The following is a 17,958-nucleotide window of genomic DNA, read 5'->3' as shown; positions in this document are numbered from 1 at the left end:
GACTCTACTCACTACATGACGAGTGGAGCCCCGCGGATTATTCACATAAGGAGCTCGCATGGCAGCAACCGTATACAAAGGGCTCACCATACAAATCGGCGCGGACACCACGAAACTGACCTCTGCTCTCCGGCAGGCTGGCAAGGCGGCGGAAGGAACCTACAAGGAACTCCGGCAAATCAACGGAGCACTCAAAAACGACCCGACCAACGCGGACCTGCTGAAGAAGAAGCAGGAGTTGCTGACCCGGCAAATAGCGGCATCGACAGAGAAGCTCGAAATCCTAAAAGAAACGATGTCGCAGGTATCCAAAGAGGACATCACGAGCGAGCAGTGGACGCAGCTGATATCGGATATATCCCGGACGGAGACGGGGCTCTCCAAACTGAAAGCCGAGCTCGCCGAGACCACGAGGCAGGAACATCTCGCAGCGAGCGGAGCCAATGCGCTGGGAGAGAAGCTCGACGCGGCGGGCGACAAGGCGCGGGCGGCTGGAGAGAAGATTCAAGGCATAAGCGGCGGCGTATCCAACATCGGTGGCGCTCTCACCGCTGCTGTGACCATGCCCATCGTGGCGGCAGGCGCGGCGACGGTTAAAGCGGCGACCGATATCGACAGCGGGCTCACGAGCGTGAAGAAGACGGTCGATGGAACCGAGGAGCAATACTCGCAGCTGAAGCAAGCGGCTATCGACTTTTCAAAGACCAACGCGGTATCAGCCGCACAGATGTTGGAAATCGACGCCCTGGGCGCGCAGCTTGGCTTCACCATCGACGAGCTCGAGCTGTTCGGGCAGGTTGCTTCCGGGCTTGACATAGCAACCGATATGGACGCAGAGATGGCGTCCACGGAGATGGCACAGTTCGCGAACATCACCAGAATGGCGCACGGGGATATCGAACGCTACGGCTCGGCTATCGTCAATATCGGCAATAATATGGCGACGACCGAGTCCAAGGTCTCCTCGATGTCGCAGCGCATAGCGGCGGCGGGCACTCAAACCAAGATGAGCCAAGCCGATATCCTCGGCTGGGCTGGCGCTATGTCCTCCCTCGGCATCGAAGCGGAGGCAGGCGGCACGGCGTTCTCCACGACGATATCAACCATTGACGCTGCGGTGGCGACCGGCGGCGAGAACCTGGAGAGGTTCGCCAAGATAGCCGGCAAGTCATCCGAGGAGTTCGCCGCTTCGTGGCGAAGCAACTCCACGCAGGCATTCCAGGAGCTGCTGTCGGGCGTGGACAGCGCTGAGAACATGACGCTCGCCCTGGAGTCGATGGGCGTCGAGGGCATCCGGCAGAGCGATATCTTAAAGAGACTGGCGGGCAACACCGACCTGGTATCGACCGCGTTAAAGACTGCTAACGACGGCTGGAACGAGAACTCGGCGCTTCAAAGGGAGGTCGATAACAGGAACCAGTCTCTCGCCTCGAAATTTGAGATATTGAAGAACAAGGTGACCGCCGTCGCAGAGCAGGTTGGCGAACCTCTGGCGGACGCTCTCCTCGACGCGGTGGACGCGGCGGGACCGCTCGTTGAAATCGTCGAGAACGGCGCGGAAGCCTTCTCCAATATGTCGAAAGAGGAGCAGCAGACCGTCCTGAAGAACATCGCCATGGTCGCATCACTCGGACCGCTGCTGACTATACTCGGAAAAGTCGGCACGGTGGGCGGCGCGGCGGTTAAGGGCATAGGCAGCGCGACGGCGGCGTTCGGCGACTTCGCGAAGAAACTCGGCGAGGTCAAGGACGGCACGACAACGATGTCGAGCGCGTTCGGCGGACTGAAGGGCGGGCTAATCGGCATAGGAGTCGCAGCTGCGACAGCGGTCGCAGCGTTTGCTATCAGCAAGTGGATGGACTACAAGGACAAGCTCGAGAAGACGGAGAAAGCCGCCATGTCCTTCCGGGATATGGAGGCACAGGTCCGGGGCGAGCTCGACAACTCGCAGGACGCTCTCGGCACCGCCGGCGACGGGCTAAAAACCTATCAGGGAAACATCAACGACACCATAGGCAAGATAGACGAGCTCCGGGAGAACCAGGCAAAGTCCAACGAAACCTTCATGAACTCGTTCAAGGACTTCACGGTCGACAAGGAAATGCTCGGCACATACCTCGACACCATCAGGGAGCTCGGGAACTCGGCGATACCGCTAACCGCCGAGCAGCAGGCACAGCTTACGCTGGCAGTAAGCGGATACAACGATATCACGGGCGACTCCTTGGAAATAATCGACAAGCAGAAGGGAGCGCTCTCAAAGAACACTGACGAGGTCATAGCGAACACCAACGCATTCCTTGCCCAAGCGGAAATAGAGATATACCAGGAGAGAATCAAAGACGCTATCAAGGAACGCATAACAGCGGAGGAGAACCTCGTCAACGCTCAATCGGCACAGCAGCGGGCGCAGGAGTATCTGAACCAAGTCATGGAAGACGCCGCGCTCTACGGCGAAGGATACTATGGCGTGCTGATGACCGCGCAGATGGAGCTCGCAAAATGCGACCAAGCGGTTAAGGACGCGGAGGCGGGGCTTCGAAACGCTAATACTACCGTCAAAGACGGCACCGACAAAGTAGCCGAGCTCACGCTCCAGCAGCAACAACTTCAAGGGGCAACCCAGCTGCTCACAGAGAAGTTCAATGCCTTCGAGGGCGACACGAGAACGGCATTCGAGAACAGCGGTCTATCTATACAGGACTTCGCTCAGAAGCTCATCAATGCTGGCGTGAATACGCAAGTGCTGAAAGATATGTCGAAAAAGAACTTTCAGCAGATGTATGAGGAATGCAACGGCGATGTCGGGCTAATGATACAGAAGCTTCAAGAGGTCGATAAACAGCAGTTCCAGCAAAAATACCTCGAAATAACGACGAACGCCGACGATGTAAAAACAAAGATACAGAAGCTATATGACCTCTACTCACAAAGACTTGGTGCTCCATTCCTCGGACCGATAATGGTCCCTCAAAACGCCGCTGGCGGCATAGTCATTCCAAAGCACGCTGATGGCGGCATCATCGCCCACCCAACGCTCACTCGAGCCGGCTGGGTCGGCGAGGCAGGAGCGGAGGCAATCATACCGCTGACTAACGCGAAGTATGTAAGCCCGTTCGCCCAGGCGGTCGCCCAGCAGATGACCGCGGGCAACACCGACAACAGCAGGACGCTCCAAATAATCATCGACGGCGACCTAATAGCAAACGACAACGAAGCGATGAGACAGGCGGCAATTGACTTTGCTGTCGAGGTAAGCAGAAAGGCAGGGATGAACCGTGGCTAACTTGATACCTGACGGCGAATACTACATTCTCAATGCCGCCTCAAACATCGCCGGCTCTCCCCGCTGCATAGACATCAGCGGCTCGCAGCTGCTGAAAGCGAACGCGAAGGTTCAACTATATGACATGCTTCGCAACAACGCCCAGGCATTCCAGGTCCGCAACTCGGGCGGGAGGCTCATCATCACCTCCCGTCTATACGGCAACCGCTTCGGTCCCGTATCGTCAAGCTCGACGGCGGAGGTCAAGCTCAATGTAAGAGCGACGGGCGTCGAGACCAACATCAAGTGGGAGGTCGGCGCGACGAGCACGACGTCAACCCACGGCGGCGTGACCTACAACTGCTTCACCTTGAAGACCGGCGCATACTACCTATACGCGGCAGGCACGGCGAACGGCTCGGTCATAAGGATGTCCTCGAGCACGGGAACTAACTCCCAATGGTACTTTATCCCAATTGGTCAAATCGACGACGGCGGGCTCTACGAGATACGCTCCTCCCTCAAAACAGATATGGCGGTTGATGTAGAAGCGGCGGGGCAATACAACGGCACCAATGTCCGCATATGGACTGCTAACGGTACGAACGCCCAGAAGTTTCACATCAGCAAGAAGTCGGGGGACATCTACACGATAAGAGACATCAGCTCTGGCAGATACCTCGATGTCGACAGCGCCCGGGCGCAGAACGGCACCAATGTCCAAATATGGGACGCTAACAGCACACGAGCACAAGACTGGCGGGTGCTCGAGTATGGTAAGCAGACTATCGGCAGCGCGGATGGGAAGATAGTATCCTTCGGCTCGATGGTCTCCGGCAACGGCAACACCTACATGATGGACGTCCTCGCCGCGGGCACGACCATCGGAACCAACCTGCAGATATTCGAGGCGAACAACTCGCAAGCACAGCGCTTCGTCCTGCTCCCAACGACGGCAGAGGACTCCCATATGCCCGTCCCCCACTCCCTCGGCATAGCCGATGGCAGGGGCGGCACCCAGAAGTCCTACGGCTATACGACGGACGACGCATACCTGAAATGGGGCTGCTCGGCGGCTTGGTGCTCTGACAACGGCGCTAACCACTACGAAATCAGGTATCGCACCCGCACGATGAACCCCCTGACCTCTGCCTGGAGGTCGTGGTCGTCCTGGAGCTCATGGACGATACCGGCGATAGAGGCAACGGGGCAGCGCGTGCTGGCATACGCGGAGGATATCCTCGACGAGTATCAATGGTCGGCGGCTAAGAACCAGCAAATAGAAATCGAGCTCCGGAGCGTCGGAGCGGAAGAGCTGTCCCTCCTACACTCGAAGAGCCTGACGCAGAGCATAAACATATACCGCAAGCCCGTCGTGGATATCACGCGGGCGGGCTGGACGCCCGGCGGCATTCTCGTCGAATACACGACCGACTACCCCTACGGCATGACCTACCTCACCATCGACAGCATCAAATGCGACGGGACGGAAGTCCTTCGGGAGCCCGTCGAGCTGTCGGGACAGGGTACGACGCTATCAGGCGTCATCGACAGGGACAAGTGCCTGTCATTCATAGCAGACGGAGCACAGCTCGAAATCACCTACCGCACGGGATACGACCAGCAACGGGCATGCGACGGCACATACCACGACACCATCACAGCAACATATGACGCTGGCACGGTATCAGTCGAGCCCACACTCAAAGCACAGGGCGCTCACCTGTTCGCATATGTTCCCCACCTTGGCGAGGAACGGCTGTGGGTGCTCCATAACAATGCGACGGTCGAATGCTCGGTCATCGACACGAGGACGGAGAACGGCAAGACATACACCGTCTTCGAAGTCCTATACCCGACCAACGGCGACGACTTCGAGACCCACACGGAGGCGAGGAGTGCTGACGGCACGCAATGGGGAACGGATGTCTCCACGGCGCGCTTCCGGCATATCTCCTACGCATGGACGACCGACGACGGCACGATATACCTCCGCAAGTTCATCGACGAGCGCCCGACCTATTCATATACGAGTTCGGCGAACTATCAGGCGGACAATCTCGACAGTAGGAGGCTCAGCTCGGTCTCGTTCGGCAAGACCAACACGAACGACCTGACGGCATACGGCATCCTCCTCAAAGACGACGAGGACCCGGAGACCGTCGAGGACTTCGAGGAACTGACCGGCAAGCACGCGGTATTCAGGGACATATACGGCGGCATTCACAACGTGGCGGTCACCGGCGTGTCCATCAGCAGGCATAGCCAATACGACGAGATAAACATCTCAATGATAGAAGAGACCATATAGAAGGGAGCGCCGATGGACTACAAAGACACGACCATCACCTACACGCTCCACGCCTATATGATACCGCCCACGAACCTCGATGACATTTACGAGGAGATGACCGGGGTCGACTGGTCATCTCTCTCCATCGACGCCGACTACTACACGGACACGAGAGTATCAGCGACGCTCACGACGGTCGACGGCAACTACATCAAAGGGAGCTATATCCGCATCACGGTCGAGGACGAGAACGGTAACGAAGACGAGCTCGGTACATTCGCCGTCGATAACGACAGCGGGCAGCGAATCAACGGAGCATATATCCAAACCCTCGACCTCATATCACAACTCCACGCTCTCTCCCTCGACTTCTGCCCGGACAACCTCGTCATAGGCAGCGGGGCTCGCCTGCTCGACGCGGTAAGGACGACACTGCAGGAAGGCGGCAAGAGCGAACAGGACAGCGTGCTCACAGAGGCTAACGACTACCGATTCAGCAGCACGCAGGTGCTGCCGCCTGGAGCGTCCAGGCTTGCTCGGCTATACGAGCTCTGTTCCATATCCGACAACCGACTCGAAGTCGACGGGCACGGGCGCGTCCGGCTTGATAAATATGTATCACCCGACAGCAAGACGCCAAGGCTTCGGCTCGCACAGAACGACGAGCGCGGTGTCATAAAGAACGGTATCAGCAGACAATCACACTGGGCGGAGATACCATCGAAGTACATCGTCGCCCACGACTACACGACGAGCGATGACGGCAAGACGAGCGAGCACCACATGTTCGCCGTCGCGAACAACTTGGCGGCGGCAGCACGCGGCTTCATCGTCGCAAAGTATGAGACGGTCAGCGAGCTCTCGCCGAGGACTACCGAACGGCTGGCGGCAATAGCTCGACAGCGGCTGGCGGAGCAGGCGAACGAGCGCAACGAATGGACGATAAGCACGAAGTACATCCCAGGACTATGGGAGGGCGACGTCATCGAGCTCGACCTCGACGACGAGCTTGACGAATACGCCGGCATAAGAAAGTGTCTGGTGAAGTCCATCACTATCGACGGACCTTACCTTGACATGGAGCTGGTGCTGAAAGAGACGAGCGGAGGCGACTATGGCGAATAGAAAGAACACCATCTCCGATGTGCTCCCGCTCGTCGGCGGCAACAGGCTCGAGGACAGGTCGTCGGCAAAGACGCTTGACACCATCGTCGGAACCGCCGTAAGCGACAGCGCCGACGGCTTGGTAAGGGTCGAAATCGGCGGCACCGTCATTACCGACGGCAACGGCGGGAACATCGTCGAAGTGCCGACGAGCGTCAAGGTCCTCGAGGGAGACACCGTCACAATCACCACGAGCGGCAACAAGGTCATCACCACTCCGCTGGTCACCGATGTCATCGGCGGCGGGGACAGGACGCAGGCGGACATCGACGCAGCAGCACAGGCGGCAGAGCAGGCGGAGCGGATAGCAGGGGAAGCACAGGCGGCAAGCGAAGCCACCAACCAGCACTTCTTCACTGATGATAACGGCGTGCATGTTGCCACCACACCGAGCGAGCCCGACCAGGGACCCAACTTGCTGGCGAACTCGGTCGGCATTATGCTTCGCGACGGTACTATCCTTCGTACGGCTATGACGCCGAGCGGGTTCGCAGTATATGACGGCGTTGGCAACGAGGACGGCAACATCGTCGCATTGTTCGGCGATATCACAACAATCGGACGTAAGACAGGTCCGCGCGTCATACTTGATAAAGACAGCATTGACATGTTCAGCGCTTACGGACTCCTAGCTCACATCGGCAACGCAATGACAGCCAACGGCACCAGGAGCGGCGAATGGATTCCGTTCTTCCATTTCGGCGAGCAGGTCGACTACGGAGACGGAAGTCCTGGCAGCGGCTCGTTCGTCGGCGGCGCGGGCTGCAAGGCGGAAGGACCATACGCACAAGCATTCGGCGCGGACTGCTCGGCAGCGGGCGCGTTCTCACATGCATCAGGCATCGACAGTAAGGCGACCGGCTCAGGCGCCTGGGCTCACGGCACGGGCATAAACGCAAGCACGGGAATGGTCGTAGGGCAATACAACGCAACGCCGATAGGCGGCGCATATTTCACCGTCGGAAGCGGTACAAGCAACACCGACAGAAGGAACACGCTCTCCGTTACGGACGGAGGTATAGACCTATATGACAACGACCTGTATATCACGCGCGGGCAGGTGCTCGACACTATCACGCAGGGCGATGGCACCATATCGACAGCATACTTCTCATCTGGAACGGTAAGATGGGTCAAGAGCGGACATATCGTTCAGGTCTTTATATGGCTCAAACTCAAACAGGCGCTCGCAACCTACTCCGCACTGAACACAGTCGCCACGAATCTCCCGAGAGCAATCAGGGCTGGCGAGACCGGAATCCTGAAAATCGACAACACCACAGGAACATGCTTTCCCAATGTAGATACGAACGGCAACCTGAAAATAGTATCCCGCGAAACCTCGATAGCCGCGAACGGCGTCATCACGGGCGGCTTCACTTACATCAGCTCGGAATAACCAACAGCAAACGACCACGAGGAGCGCATATGGACGCGAACGTAATCGTTGCAATCATCGGCGGCATATCCGCGCTCTTCGGCGCGCTGATAGGCGCCATACCGATGTACCTGCAAGCGAAGAACCAGGCAGAAACCAACCAAATCGCAATGACCCAGAACAACGAACTCATCCTGCATCGCCTCGACGAGATAGACAAGAAGCTCGAGAAGCAGGAGAAAAAGAATGACAACCACGACCAGCACAGTATCGCAATAGCCAAACTCGACGAGCGCATCATGTCCTGCGAGCAGCGAATCGACTGGCTCTACCACTCGCACGAATAGCAACAACATCACACCAGACAGACGACGACGCCCCCGGCAGGCAGCGAGCCCTGGGGGCGTTGCTTCGCATTGCCTGAATAATTATATAGGAGCACAGAAATGGCGAACTATCCACCCATTAACCGCTCACGAGCCCAGACCAAATACAACCTCAGCAGCAAGCCCGGCAGGCAGATAAACCATATAGTCGTCCATTACACCGGGACGACAGCACCCGCAGAGAACAATGTCAATTACTTCTCTTCGACGAACAGGAATGCGTCGGCGGACTGGTTCATCGACAAGGACGGCAGCATATGGCAGTTCAACGCTGACCCCAGGAACTTTTATAGCTGGCACTGCGGAGACGGCGGCGGGCGCTACGGCATATCGAACGCTTACTCGGTCGGCATCGAAGTCGTAAGCGCCGGCGAGGACTTCACACAGGCGCAGGTCAACAGCCTCCATGCTCTCGTCGTAGCACTCATGGAGGACTACGGCGTGCCGGCTCACCGCGTCGTTAGGCACTACGACGCATCCCGGAAGCTATGCCCGGCACCGTATGCCGGACCCGCAAATGAACAGAAATGGCTCAACCTATGGAGGACCATCACGACCAAGGAGGACATCGTGACACCGGAAGACATCAACCGCATATCCGACGCGGTCTGGAACAAAATCATCAACAACGAGCCCGCCTGGGCGCACCTCTATTGGGCGCACCAGGACGGCGCATGGAGTAGGGCGAACCGCACACCCGAGAAGACCGCCGACGCAGTCTGGAAATACCAAATCGAAAAGAAGGACGGCACCCGGCAAAAAATGTGGGCACAGGACTATCAGTCCTGGACGAACCTCGACACCGCTCGCATGGTCAACACGCTCGACGAGATATTGAAGCGCCTCGATGCCATCGAGAAAAAGACCCGTTAGGAGCACGACATGAACAGCATAAGACCGACAACCACGCCGACGCTCTATGTATCTATTGATGAGGATATAACCTCCTACAAGCTCGAGCTCACGGTCCAGAACAAGCACATCAAGCTCGTATATGCTGGCGACCAACTCACAGCACAGGCGACAGAGAACGGATGTCTCATCACCTGTACGCTCCCACAGGAGGACACGCGCGCGCTGATACCCGGCACGCAAGCGAAGGTTCAGCTCCGCGCCTCGAAGGGCACGGAAGTCATAGCCACGAGCATCGGCAGCATATCCATCGACGAAATACTCAACTACCAAGAGATATAGGGGGCGGCAGATATGCAGATAGAACTAACAGTTAGCAAGGACCCGCTGCTCGAACTCGGCGCATCTGGTCTCCCCGGCAAGGACGGACGAGACGGAATTGACGGCGCGCCCGGACCACAAGGACCACAAGGAGAGCGCGGCGAGCGGGGACCGCAGGGAGAGCCGGGACCCCAGGGACCGCAGGGTATCCAAGGCGAGCAGGGACCGCGCGGCGAGCAAGGCATCCAAGGTATCCAGGGAGAGCCGGGACCACGGGGAGAAACCGGTCCGCAGGGACCTGCCTATGTGCTTACCCAGGAAGACACGAACACCATCGCCAACGCTGTCTATTCCCGGCTCAACAACCTCGACGCGGGGGTGTTCTAAATGACGATAGGAATCACCGACAGCCAACATTATCAGGACATCGCCGACGCTATACGAGAGAAGACCGGCGGCACGGCACAGATGTCGCCCGGCGAGATGGCGGCAGAAATCGCCGGCATAGAGACCGGCGGGGGCGAGAACTACCTGGCAGAATATGCACGAGGGACACTCACCGAGCTGAATGAAACAAACTGCGGAGCATTGACATCACTTTCACCTGCTTTATCTGGTGGAAATATAACAAGCATCAACCTACCAAACGTGGAGACAGTCGATACAGACGCCCTAACTACATTTAAATCAGTCAAGCATGTCAATCTTCCGAAGTTGAAACGTATCGGTAATACTGCTCTATTATCACACGCTCCGATAGAGTCTCTAACGCTGCCGAGCCTTAACGAAACCGGGTACAACGACACATTAGTGAGCGATTGCCTGAATCTAAAATACCTATCACTTCCGGCAATAACCGTCTTGGAGTCTGCCAAAATTAGCGGCGGACCACTGCTCTATAACTGCCCCGGTCTCAAGAACTTGTATCTCGAAAACCTCGAACGCGTTGGCGACGGTACGGCTACAGCAACTACAGGCACCGAACGGGGCTATTTCACCTTTACCGGCGGGTATAAATTCGGACTCGAAATTGCATGCTTTCCAAAATTGATGTATCAAACAGGCGGACAGATGATGGTAGTCGATAACTTCAAAACCGCTTGCTATCCCGAACTCGTAAAGCAAGTAAGGGCAAGACATTACGCATCCTGCCCGCTCGTTTACTATTATAATGCCGGCACCACGACGACAAAGGACTGCTGCATATACATACCGAAGTGCGAGAGCTTCGCCGCCAACTTTACAAATAATGCGAACTGCTTATCACTCACCATAGTCATCGGCAACGAGAACAGCACCGGCGCATGCGCTCTCGAAGGTGGTGTCTACATTTCCGGCTCTTATACACCAGACAGCTTACAGATATTCGTCCCGGACCATCTGCTCGAAGAATACAAAAACGCAACAAACTGGGTTCTGCACGCTGAATACATAAAACCCCAGAGCGAAATGACAGACGAGTTGTGGCAACGCATAAACGACGCAATGGTCCCACCGCAACCCCCCGAGGAGGCAGCATAATGGCTATCCAAGTTGAAACACACGACGGGCTCACCCGCACCTACTCGGACGCCGGGTACTACATCATCCAGAACGAGAACGGCGCCGAATACCAGGAAGCCTGGGACCCCATCGACTACCCGCGCACCTACACGGAGAGCACGCACATCATCGAAGTCGCACCCGAGCCCGACCCGATAGACAACGACAAGGTGCTCGTCCAAGCGGCAAAGATAATGCTCGGGGGTGAATAGCATGACAAACATCAAAGACATGACTCCCGAGGAGATAATCACGATGGCAAGGACCTTCCGCAAATTCATCGAGGAACACGCCGAACTGCTTGACGACGAGACAGCAATCACCGTGCCCACAGCATTCCCGGAATGGACCGGCGACGGCAGCAAATATAAAATTGGCGACCGCGTCCGGTATAACGGCGAGCTCTACAAAGTCCTCCAAGAGCACACCTCACAGACGGACTGGACGCCCGCCGACGCGCCGTCCCTGCTTGCTCTCGTGCTCGGTGTGGACGACGACGAGCCAACAGAATGGCAGCAGCCGGACAGCACGAACGCGTATATGCTCGGCGACATCGTTCTCTACGAAGGCAAGAAATATATGAGCGTAATCAACAACAATGTATGGTCGCCAGGGGCATTCCTATCGGGATGGCAGCGCGTCATATAGGCAGACAACCAAGCACAACGGAAGCAAACTCACAGCAGCCATCGGCTGCTTCTTTATTGTTAGGAGTTAACAATGGATAACATCAAAGCATGGGCAAAGGCGGCTGGAGTCCGGGCGGTCAAGACGATGGCACAGACAGCGGTCGCAACCATAGGAGTATCCGCCGCCCTTACGGACGTCGACTGGATAGTAGTCGCAAGCACCGCCGCGCTCGCCGGCATCCTCTCCGTGCTCACAAGCGTCGCAGGACTGCCGGAGGTCAAAGCGGAGGGCAAAGCCGAGGACGCGGCGTAGTACAATACACACCACAAGCAACCACGACACGAGGGGGCAAAATGAGTCAACGTCCAGGACACTGCCCACAATGCGATGTCTATCTCCACTACGACTCGGACGATACAAATGATGACATGATTTACTACTACGCTTCATGCCCGAAATGCGGCTGGAATGGAATCGAAGCGTACCGCCTCGAATTCGCAGAATTCCTTGACAGCGACTTCAACCCGCTCGAAGACTAACCAACCAATAAGACCCCGCTGCTCTCTCAACGAGCGGCGGGGTCTTTTCGTGCTTAAGACGACAGGAGACTCACGACGGCTGCGACAGACGGCGGGCGGCGGCGACGAAGTCCTCCATATCCTCCGGCGGGAAGTAGTCGATGGTATCGTATAGATACTCCTCGTGGTCGCACGCGCCGGCAAGCTCGTCCAGCTCGAGCAGCGGTCCGTCATCAACACGCATAACCAAGCCGGAGAGAATGACGGAATGCCCGTCCGGCGTTAGGTTATACAACGACGAGTTCACAGCGACAGCAGCCTCCCGAGCGCTCTCCACGGTGTATTCCTCATCGAAGTCCTCGCCGGGCTCGTCGCTCTCCAGGTCGCAATCCTCGTAGGACACACTCAACCAAATGCTCATGCCTGCTCCTCCCCGAGCTGACTCTCCCGTCGGCGGATAGCATTATCAACCGCCTCCAAGATAAAGGACATACACTCATTCGATGACGGCTCCCAGCCCACGGCGGCGAACGGCGGCGGGAACTTACTCAAACACTCCCGCACAGCCTCGACAGCGTTCCCAAGCGACAGTCCGTCCTCAATGCTGTTTATCATCTGCTCACTCTGACTACGACCGTTAGCGTCCGCCTCCTCCTTCACTCGAGCCTTCAGCTCCCGCGGTATCCTAAACGACACCATCACGCTATCGTCCGCGGAAGCCCGCTTCCTGTATCCCCGTTTAGCATCATTCATCACACGCGCCCGGGCGTCGGCAGGACCGTGCCGTCTGTTCTCCTCGGCGCTGACCAGCTCAGCCGAGCCGGCGTCGAGGACCTTCTCTTCTCTGCTATTCGTCATATCGCCTCCTTCATAGTCCATTCTACCGGAAGTAATACATTCGGCAAGAATTTCCAAAATATATTCCCGTCCCCTATTGCCTAATGTAATACATTGGTATATAATATAGCCACAAGGTAAGCAAGGAACAGGAGTGATGACAATGTGCAAGAGCCTCGATAACACCGCGACGAACATCGCAATCCTTCGCAAGCACTACAACCTCAGCCGCGACGAATTCGCCAAGATGACTGGACGCACGAAGCAGATGGTCAAAATCTGGGAGAGCGGCAAGTGCTCGCCGAACGCAGAGACGCTGTTCCACATCGTCAGCTCGTTCCGCGCGGCATACGGAATCACCATCAACCTCAATGAAATGGTGCTCGGCACCGTCTCTCTCTAATACTACGACGACAACAACATCACCAACCGGGCGGCACGAGAGGAGGTAGCCGCCCGGGCTGCTTCAGACACGATACGAAAGGGAATTCAATGACGATGACGAAGATGACACGAGCGATGGCACGCAACTGGATAAACGACATCCCAGCATGGTATGAGTTCTACAACCTGGACGACGAGGAAATCACAGACGACGCAATCGCAAGCCACGAGGAAATGCGCGAGGAAGCATACCAACGCCTTCGCATGCTCGAACTGCTCGAAGTCCTGCCCGAGGGCTGCGCCGAGAGCTTCCAAAATGACGGAGAGAACTCCCTCTGTCTGTCCAAAGCCAACGGATTCATGAGCACGCTCTGCCGGGTCGATGACGACGAACCAACATGGAACGACACTCCCGTCAAAGACATCATCAAGCGAGCACAGAACAGGTATGGAGTCCAGGTCTATCACGCGCTGCTATTCCAAGCAAGCGACGGGAGCGGCTACACCTTCGATATGCTCTATATGCTCTATGTTGGACAGCACAAAGAGGACTGGCAGTATGACCGCCAGGACCTCCTCAACGCCGCACCGACAGCGTTCGTGCCGGTCATAGGAATGCCAACCTCCTTTGACCTCGGCAGCGTCGTCATAGCGCGCGGGATAGGCTCGATAATGCCCATTCTCGACAAGCCGGCGAAACCGTTCATCTAGGAGGAAAGACCATGACAAAGATGACTTACGACCAGTGCCGGAGCTATGCTGTTAAATTCATCCCACAGAACAATATCAGCGCCTATATCTGCTGCCGCAACGAGGTGGAGCTCGTGGTCTTCTATGACAAGCACCTCACCAAAAAGGAGGTTCAATCGACGGCGGAGAACGCCGCGACGCTGCTCCACTTCACTGGACACGATGCCGGCGCGGTATTCATCAGCCGCTTCGACTTGGATGTCTGCCCGACGACCCCAGAGGTCGTTCACCGCATCCTCCTCGAGCTCTCGGCGCTCGAGGCGCTCGTAGCATAACCACCCCCGCGACACGAAAGGAAAGTCAAATGGAATTCGATATGCTCTATTTCAGGGTGAGCAAAGGCTACAGCGTGACCAGTGCTGCGACAGACAACAGCAAAGTGGTCGCTGACCTACACAATAACAACTTCCTTTACGACCTGATGGTAAGCATCGGCGTCCTCGAGGGCTATGACACCGAAATCGCACAGCTGTATAAGAAGGACCTGCGAAAAATCATCCAAATCACGGAGGGGATTCTCGCCGACCTCCCCCCGATGCCGCCCACGACGAACCTCACTACCAGAAACAATATCCGCATACGCGATGTCATCCGAGCAGCCAAGAACTCCCGGCGCTTGCTCGAGGAAGCAGAGTGGGGAGTAGAAGAACCATGCGTCTGCGTCTGGCACCATCAACCACAGCCAGCGCGAGAGCGACGCGACACCCCGTCGAAGCCCGACAGGCGTCATCGTGTCCACGAGCTCACCCGCGAGCAAATAGAATGGCTTGAAGGATAGCCCAGGCAGATGAACACCATCACACGACGACGGAGCGGACAGACAAGCCGCTCCGTTCTTTTATATTTAGACTACACGCGCCCCGCCCGTCATGAGATAATTAACCAGTTAGTTCAACGATAGGAAGCAACATGGCAGCACCAGCTTATGGAGTATCAGTAACCCAGCGAATCAATGGTATCAAAGCGATGGGAATCCCAGCAGTCAAGCAGCCCCGAGGCGGCTATATCAAGCCCAAGGAATTCGACTGCGTAGAGCTCCCAGACATGAAGCCACTCCTCGACCACACAGAGGAGAACATCAATGCCGGCTTGGTCGGCTTGGCTGTCGACTACCTGACACGATTCCTTGAGGGCTCGCCCGTCGAGGAAGCCTTTAAGATATCCCACGCGGGTGCGGGGCTCATTGACGAAACCGACAAATGCGAGAACATACTCGCAAACATCACCGGATACGATGACGCATCTATCACCGCTGCCTGCCAGGCGGCTGGCTATGATGTCCTATTCCGCGCGGGTCCCATGGGATACAAGCCCGTCGAGGAGATACTTCCTAACAAAGCGACTATATACAACATACAAGAGATGGTCTCCCGCTCCCGCAAGTTCTTCCAGCAATACGGTCCGGTCGTCCTTGACGGCATGACATTCGAAGGCGGATACACTCCAACCATCGCAACGGGCGACGGAGACTTCATGACCGCTGATACAATCTGGGACTTCAAGGTGTCGGTCAAGCCGCCGACCAACAAGCACACGCTTCAACTGCTGATTTACTGGAGGCTGGGACTCCACTCCATTCACCCAGAGTATCAACAGGTAGAAAAGCTCGGCTTCTTCAACCCGCGGCTCGGCACCGTCTATACTCTCCCGGTCGATAGGATTCCCGCGGAGGTCATCCAGGAAGTCGAAAGCGAAGTCATCGGCTACTAAACAAAACCGCAAGACACACGAGAGCGCCGGAGGAAATCCCCTTCGGCGCTCTTTTTATATCAGCCCGAACTCCACAAAACCCGCGCGCAGAACCTATTGACATACAGCCCGCCTTACGCGGTGCAAAATTATTATTTTTATCAAAAAACGGTGGCAACCCGGTGGCAATGACACCACTCTCCTGACCTGCGCGACTATCATATATTGTAAGGTTTGCCCAGGTCAGGGGGCGGAAACACCAGTTCAAGCGGGGTGCATTTTGCTAGCAGGTTATTCCCATTCGATCGTCGCGGTATTTGATTTCCGTGCTATGCGTATAACTTCGTCTATCTCGTGTCGCACGTTCCTATGCGTGTTCAGATGTTACAGTATCGTTGTGAACTCACCCAAAACAGCTAACAAGACGCACGACACCGGAATAAATTCCAAGCATCAATACCAGCCCCATGAGCTGGTATTTTACTATGCTTTCGCGTTAACTGAGTTCACAGCTCAGAAGGAGGGCTTCCGTTTCCCGGAGATTTACTCCCCTGGAATATCTAAGGAGTAAATTCCGCATAGCGGAGTAAAACACTGACCAGCACAAACGCGAAATGCTGAGTTCAGATTGAGTTCAGATTGAGTTCACGCCCAATGTCATAGCAATCGGATAGCATCAAGTGGTTCGCTCGTGATGACGCCCGCTTGTCCGAAAAGGCTACGGTACCAAATTGGTACCGTAGCTCCGAGCAGGGCATATTCCCGTAAACAGTGAACAACAAAAAGCTACGTATGCTACTTCGCCGCATCGATGCTCTCAATGAGCCTATTCGCCCAGTCTATCGCCTCATCCACGGTCGGAAGCACTTGAAGCCCCAAAGCCGCATCAGCATAGAGGCTCTCCCAATCTTCACCCCTAGTCACAACGGGCGGCCAGCTTTGAAGTTTTCGATAGTTGAAGAGCCTTTCGCAGATCACCCTCGTCTCCGCTAAGTTGACCTCACCCTCGGCGATCTGCACCTGGAGGTCGACGAGGTCGTGCGCCCGCGACGAGCCTTCTTCCGTCACCCCGTGAAGCCGTTCCACCCGACCTCCAGCGAATTCGCCAGCGCCTTCGCGTACTGCTTGATATCCGCCAACCGCGCGGCGTCGAGGTCTTTCGAGAACCTGGTTGCGGAAGACCCGAACCTGAGCTTGAGCGCGCTTCCGCCCTTGACCGCGCCCTCTGGGAGCATCTGGGCGACTATGGCGTTTGCCATCGACCGGCGCAGCCGCACGGCATCGCCCTCGTCGGCGATGCGCTCGATGGCAATGTCCAGGTTTCTCCGGCTGTTTGGCCTGCTCATGCTAGCTCCTTTCTCAACCGACTGTACTCGTCGTCTCTGACAAGCCCCCGCTCTTTCGCGTCGCGCGCGGCGTCGAGCAGGCGCTCGGGCATCACGCGCCCTTTGCAAGCCACCAGAGCATCATAAACGCTTTGACTCGGTATACCCTCATATATCGTCTGTTCTGCGTCCTTTGCTGGGACGACGCTCACCCATTCGGGCAGGGCCTTCCTTGTGCGGTTAGGTGTTGCGACCGTGATCTTGGCGGGGTTCACGAGCGCAAGCCCGTGCATCGAGAGCACGGCGTCGCCAACAAGGAAGGCCTCCTCGCCAACAAGGGCTACCGCCTCGGCGTAGCGGTCGTACTCTGTCGGAACCCATTGCAAGATGCGGTACAGCCCGCGCCCCCGCCGATCGAGCTTCCCGAGCCTCGCCCAGCGAGCGAGCTCCGACCTCGTAGCTCCGACCTCCTCGGCCTGCGCCGTGGTGACAAGGCCGTAGTTGTCCGCCGCGATCTCGTATATGTCATCAAAATGAGTCATGTCAGAATGTTAGCAAAAATGTATACAAGTTGGCAATGCTCACGTGATGGCGCCGACAAGTTGAAACTGACTGTTCAGACTA

The 17,958-nt window shown here is 56.6% G+C and carries 23 protein-coding genes; 18 read left to right on the top strand and 5 right to left on the bottom strand.

The window, feature by feature from the left end:
• The first annotated feature begins 58 nt into the window (after positions 1 to 58).
• The 13 genes from G7Y43_RS02360 (at position 59) to G7Y43_RS02300 (ending at position 12,370) form a co-directional block, all read left to right on the top strand.
• On the top strand, positions 59 to 3,286 hold the full coding sequence (locus tag G7Y43_RS02360; RefSeq protein ID WP_165043664.1) for a phage tail tape measure protein: 3,228 nt from the start codon (positions 59 to 61) through the stop codon (positions 3,284 to 3,286).
• Entirely contained in the window at positions 3,279 to 5,576 is a 2,298-nt protein-coding gene (locus G7Y43_RS02355) for an RICIN domain-containing protein (protein ID WP_165043662.1), read from the top strand. Before G7Y43_RS02360 ends, G7Y43_RS02355 begins: the two co-directional genes overlap by 8 nt.
• A gap of 12 nt (positions 5,577 to 5,588) precedes the next feature.
• Positions 5,589 to 6,683: a hypothetical protein gene (locus G7Y43_RS02350; protein ID WP_165043660.1), complete on the top strand. Its 1,095-nt coding sequence runs from the start codon at positions 5,589 to 5,591 to the stop codon at positions 6,681 to 6,683.
• Entirely contained in the window at positions 6,673 to 8,121 is a 1,449-nt protein-coding gene (locus tag G7Y43_RS02345; protein ID WP_165043657.1) for a hypothetical protein, read from the top strand. Before G7Y43_RS02350 ends, G7Y43_RS02345 begins: the two co-directional genes overlap by 11 nt.
• Before the next feature lie 29 nt (positions 8,122 to 8,150).
• Positions 8,151 to 8,447: a hypothetical protein gene (locus tag G7Y43_RS02340; RefSeq protein WP_165043655.1), complete on the top strand. Its 297-nt coding sequence runs from the start codon at positions 8,151 to 8,153 to the stop codon at positions 8,445 to 8,447.
• 99 nt (positions 8,448 to 8,546) lie between these two features.
• On the top strand, positions 8,547 to 9,359 hold the full coding sequence (locus G7Y43_RS02335; protein ID WP_165043652.1) for an N-acetylmuramoyl-L-alanine amidase family protein: 813 nt from the start codon (positions 8,547 to 8,549) through the stop codon (positions 9,357 to 9,359).
• A 9-nt stretch (positions 9,360 to 9,368) separates the two neighbouring features.
• Positions 9,369 to 9,680, top strand: coding sequence for a hypothetical protein (locus G7Y43_RS02330; protein WP_165043650.1), 312 nt, complete (start codon positions 9,369 to 9,371; stop codon positions 9,678 to 9,680).
• A gap of 12 nt (positions 9,681 to 9,692) precedes the next feature.
• Entirely contained in the window at positions 9,693 to 10,046 is a 354-nt protein-coding gene (locus G7Y43_RS10745; RefSeq protein ID WP_165043648.1) for a collagen-like protein, read from the top strand.
• Positions 10,047 to 11,180, top strand: a complete 1,134-nt coding sequence (locus tag G7Y43_RS02320; RefSeq protein ID WP_165043646.1) for a hypothetical protein — start codon at positions 10,047 to 10,049, stop codon at positions 11,178 to 11,180.
• Entirely contained in the window at positions 11,180 to 11,413 is a 234-nt protein-coding gene (locus G7Y43_RS02315; protein ID WP_165043644.1) for a hypothetical protein, read from the top strand. The genes G7Y43_RS02320 and G7Y43_RS02315 overlap by 1 nt, the downstream gene beginning before the upstream one ends.
• 1 nt (position 11,414) lies before the next feature.
• On the top strand, positions 11,415 to 11,849 hold the full coding sequence (locus tag G7Y43_RS02310; RefSeq protein WP_165043641.1) for a carbohydrate-binding protein: 435 nt from the start codon (positions 11,415 to 11,417) through the stop codon (positions 11,847 to 11,849).
• Positions 11,850 to 11,921: 72 nt separating this feature from the next.
• Positions 11,922 to 12,143, top strand: a complete 222-nt coding sequence (locus G7Y43_RS02305) for a holin (RefSeq protein WP_165043639.1) — start codon at positions 11,922 to 11,924, stop codon at positions 12,141 to 12,143.
• 41 nt (positions 12,144 to 12,184) lie between these two features.
• On the top strand, positions 12,185 to 12,370 hold the full coding sequence (locus tag G7Y43_RS02300) for a hypothetical protein (protein ID WP_165043636.1): 186 nt from the start codon (positions 12,185 to 12,187) through the stop codon (positions 12,368 to 12,370).
• Positions 12,371 to 12,440: 70 nt separating this feature from the next.
• Here the strand turns inward: G7Y43_RS02300 and G7Y43_RS02295 are convergent, their stop codons facing one another.
• Together G7Y43_RS02295 and G7Y43_RS02290 are read right to left on the bottom strand one after the other, a co-directional pair.
• The gene (locus tag G7Y43_RS02295; RefSeq protein ID WP_165043634.1) at positions 12,441 to 12,770 is read right to left on the bottom strand and encodes a hypothetical protein; all 330 of its coding nucleotides are present in this window, start codon (positions 12,768 to 12,770) and stop codon (positions 12,441 to 12,443) included.
• Entirely contained in the window at positions 12,767 to 13,207 is a 441-nt protein-coding gene (locus G7Y43_RS02290) for an Arc family DNA-binding protein (RefSeq protein WP_165043632.1), read from the bottom strand. Before G7Y43_RS02290 ends, G7Y43_RS02295 begins: the two co-directional genes overlap by 4 nt.
• A 136-nt stretch (positions 13,208 to 13,343) precedes the next feature.
• Between G7Y43_RS02290 and G7Y43_RS02285 the strand changes: the two genes are divergently transcribed.
• From G7Y43_RS02285 to G7Y43_RS02265, 5 genes are all read left to right on the top strand, one after another.
• Positions 13,344 to 13,589: a DNA-binding transcriptional regulator gene (locus G7Y43_RS02285; protein WP_165043629.1), complete on the top strand. Its 246-nt coding sequence runs from the start codon at positions 13,344 to 13,346 to the stop codon at positions 13,587 to 13,589.
• An 89-nt stretch (positions 13,590 to 13,678) separates the two neighbouring features.
• Positions 13,679 to 14,281, top strand: a complete 603-nt coding sequence (locus tag G7Y43_RS02280) for a hypothetical protein (RefSeq protein WP_165043627.1) — start codon at positions 13,679 to 13,681, stop codon at positions 14,279 to 14,281.
• Positions 14,282 to 14,292: 11 nt separating this feature from the next.
• Positions 14,293 to 14,595 (top strand): hypothetical protein, encoded by a 303-nt coding sequence (locus G7Y43_RS02275; protein WP_165043624.1) that lies wholly within the window; start codon positions 14,293 to 14,295, stop codon positions 14,593 to 14,595.
• Positions 14,596 to 14,624: 29 nt separating this feature from the next.
• Positions 14,625 to 15,098, top strand: coding sequence for a hypothetical protein (locus tag G7Y43_RS02270; protein WP_165043622.1), 474 nt, complete (start codon positions 14,625 to 14,627; stop codon positions 15,096 to 15,098).
• A gap of 131 nt (positions 15,099 to 15,229) precedes the next feature.
• Complete coding sequence (locus G7Y43_RS02265) at positions 15,230 to 16,030, top strand: hypothetical protein (protein ID WP_206215075.1); 801 nt, start codon at positions 15,230 to 15,232, stop codon at positions 16,028 to 16,030.
• Between the two features lie 774 nt (positions 16,031 to 16,804).
• Here the strand turns inward: G7Y43_RS02265 and G7Y43_RS10640 are convergent.
• Genes G7Y43_RS10640 through G7Y43_RS02255 form a run of 3 tightly spaced genes read right to left on the bottom strand, consistent with a single transcriptional unit; the run spans position 16,805 to position 17,876 of the window.
• Positions 16,805 to 17,077, bottom strand: a complete 273-nt coding sequence (locus G7Y43_RS10640) for a hypothetical protein (protein WP_241158115.1) — start codon at positions 17,075 to 17,077, stop codon at positions 16,805 to 16,807.
• Positions 17,074 to 17,355, bottom strand: coding sequence for a nucleotidyl transferase AbiEii/AbiGii toxin family protein (locus tag G7Y43_RS10635; RefSeq protein ID WP_241158114.1), 282 nt, complete (start codon positions 17,353 to 17,355; stop codon positions 17,074 to 17,076). The genes G7Y43_RS10640 and G7Y43_RS10635 overlap by 4 nt, the downstream gene beginning before the upstream one ends.
• On the bottom strand, positions 17,352 to 17,876 hold the full coding sequence (locus tag G7Y43_RS02255; protein ID WP_165043620.1) for a type IV toxin-antitoxin system AbiEi family antitoxin domain-containing protein: 525 nt from the start codon (positions 17,874 to 17,876) through the stop codon (positions 17,352 to 17,354). Before G7Y43_RS02255 ends, G7Y43_RS10635 begins: the two co-directional genes overlap by 4 nt.
• Positions 17,877 to 17,958 lie beyond the last annotated feature (82 nt).

The organism is Adlercreutzia sp. ZJ138 (genome assembly GCF_011038935.1).
In the GTDB taxonomy this organism is placed as follows: domain Bacteria; phylum Actinomycetota; class Coriobacteriia; order Coriobacteriales; family Eggerthellaceae; genus ZJ141.
The sequence above is the reverse complement of the archived record's forward strand: the minus strand, read 5'-3'. Positions and strand labels throughout refer to the sequence as shown.

Bases quoted from the DNA above. Each gene is read 5' to 3' on its own strand.
- G7Y43_RS02330 (WP_165043650.1), top strand. From the start codon at position 9,369: ATGAACAGCATAAGACCGACAACCACGCCGACGCTCTATGTATCTATT.
- G7Y43_RS02290 (WP_165043632.1), bottom strand. From the start codon at position 13,207: ATGACGAATAGCAGAGAAGAGAAGGTCCTCGACGCCGGCTCGGCTGAG.
- G7Y43_RS02320 (WP_165043646.1), top strand. From the start codon at position 10,047: ATGACGATAGGAATCACCGACAGCCAACATTATCAGGACATCGCCGAC.
- G7Y43_RS02270 (WP_165043622.1), top strand. From the start codon at position 14,625: ATGGAATTCGATATGCTCTATTTCAGGGTGAGCAAAGGCTACAGCGTG.
- G7Y43_RS02315 (WP_165043644.1), top strand. From the start codon at position 11,180: ATGGCTATCCAAGTTGAAACACACGACGGGCTCACCCGCACCTACTCG.
- G7Y43_RS02255 (WP_165043620.1), bottom strand. From the start codon at position 17,876: ATGACTCATTTTGATGACATATACGAGATCGCGGCGGACAACTACGGC.
- G7Y43_RS02280 (WP_165043627.1), top strand. From the start codon at position 13,679: ATGACGATGACGAAGATGACACGAGCGATGGCACGCAACTGGATAAAC.
- G7Y43_RS02310 (WP_165043641.1), top strand. From the start codon at position 11,415: ATGACAAACATCAAAGACATGACTCCCGAGGAGATAATCACGATGGCA.
- G7Y43_RS02265 (WP_206215075.1), top strand. From the start codon at position 15,230: ATGGCAGCACCAGCTTATGGAGTATCAGTAACCCAGCGAATCAATGGT.
- G7Y43_RS02350 (WP_165043660.1), top strand. From the start codon at position 5,589: ATGGACTACAAAGACACGACCATCACCTACACGCTCCACGCCTATATG.
- G7Y43_RS02335 (WP_165043652.1), top strand. From the start codon at position 8,547: ATGGCGAACTATCCACCCATTAACCGCTCACGAGCCCAGACCAAATAC.
- G7Y43_RS02300 (WP_165043636.1), top strand. From the start codon at position 12,185: ATGAGTCAACGTCCAGGACACTGCCCACAATGCGATGTCTATCTCCAC.
- G7Y43_RS02295 (WP_165043634.1), bottom strand. From the start codon at position 12,770: ATGAGCATTTGGTTGAGTGTGTCCTACGAGGATTGCGACCTGGAGAGC.
- G7Y43_RS10635 (WP_241158114.1), bottom strand. From the start codon at position 17,355: ATGAGCAGGCCAAACAGCCGGAGAAACCTGGACATTGCCATCGAGCGC.
- G7Y43_RS10745 (WP_165043648.1), top strand. From the start codon at position 9,693: ATGCAGATAGAACTAACAGTTAGCAAGGACCCGCTGCTCGAACTCGGC.
- G7Y43_RS02340 (WP_165043655.1), top strand. From the start codon at position 8,151: ATGGACGCGAACGTAATCGTTGCAATCATCGGCGGCATATCCGCGCTC.
- G7Y43_RS02285 (WP_165043629.1), top strand. From the start codon at position 13,344: ATGACAATGTGCAAGAGCCTCGATAACACCGCGACGAACATCGCAATC.
- G7Y43_RS02345 (WP_165043657.1), top strand. From the start codon at position 6,673: ATGGCGAATAGAAAGAACACCATCTCCGATGTGCTCCCGCTCGTCGGC.
- G7Y43_RS02360 (WP_165043664.1), top strand. From the start codon at position 59: ATGGCAGCAACCGTATACAAAGGGCTCACCATACAAATCGGCGCGGAC.
- G7Y43_RS02275 (WP_165043624.1), top strand. From the start codon at position 14,293: ATGACAAAGATGACTTACGACCAGTGCCGGAGCTATGCTGTTAAATTC.
- G7Y43_RS02305 (WP_165043639.1), top strand. From the start codon at position 11,922: ATGGATAACATCAAAGCATGGGCAAAGGCGGCTGGAGTCCGGGCGGTC.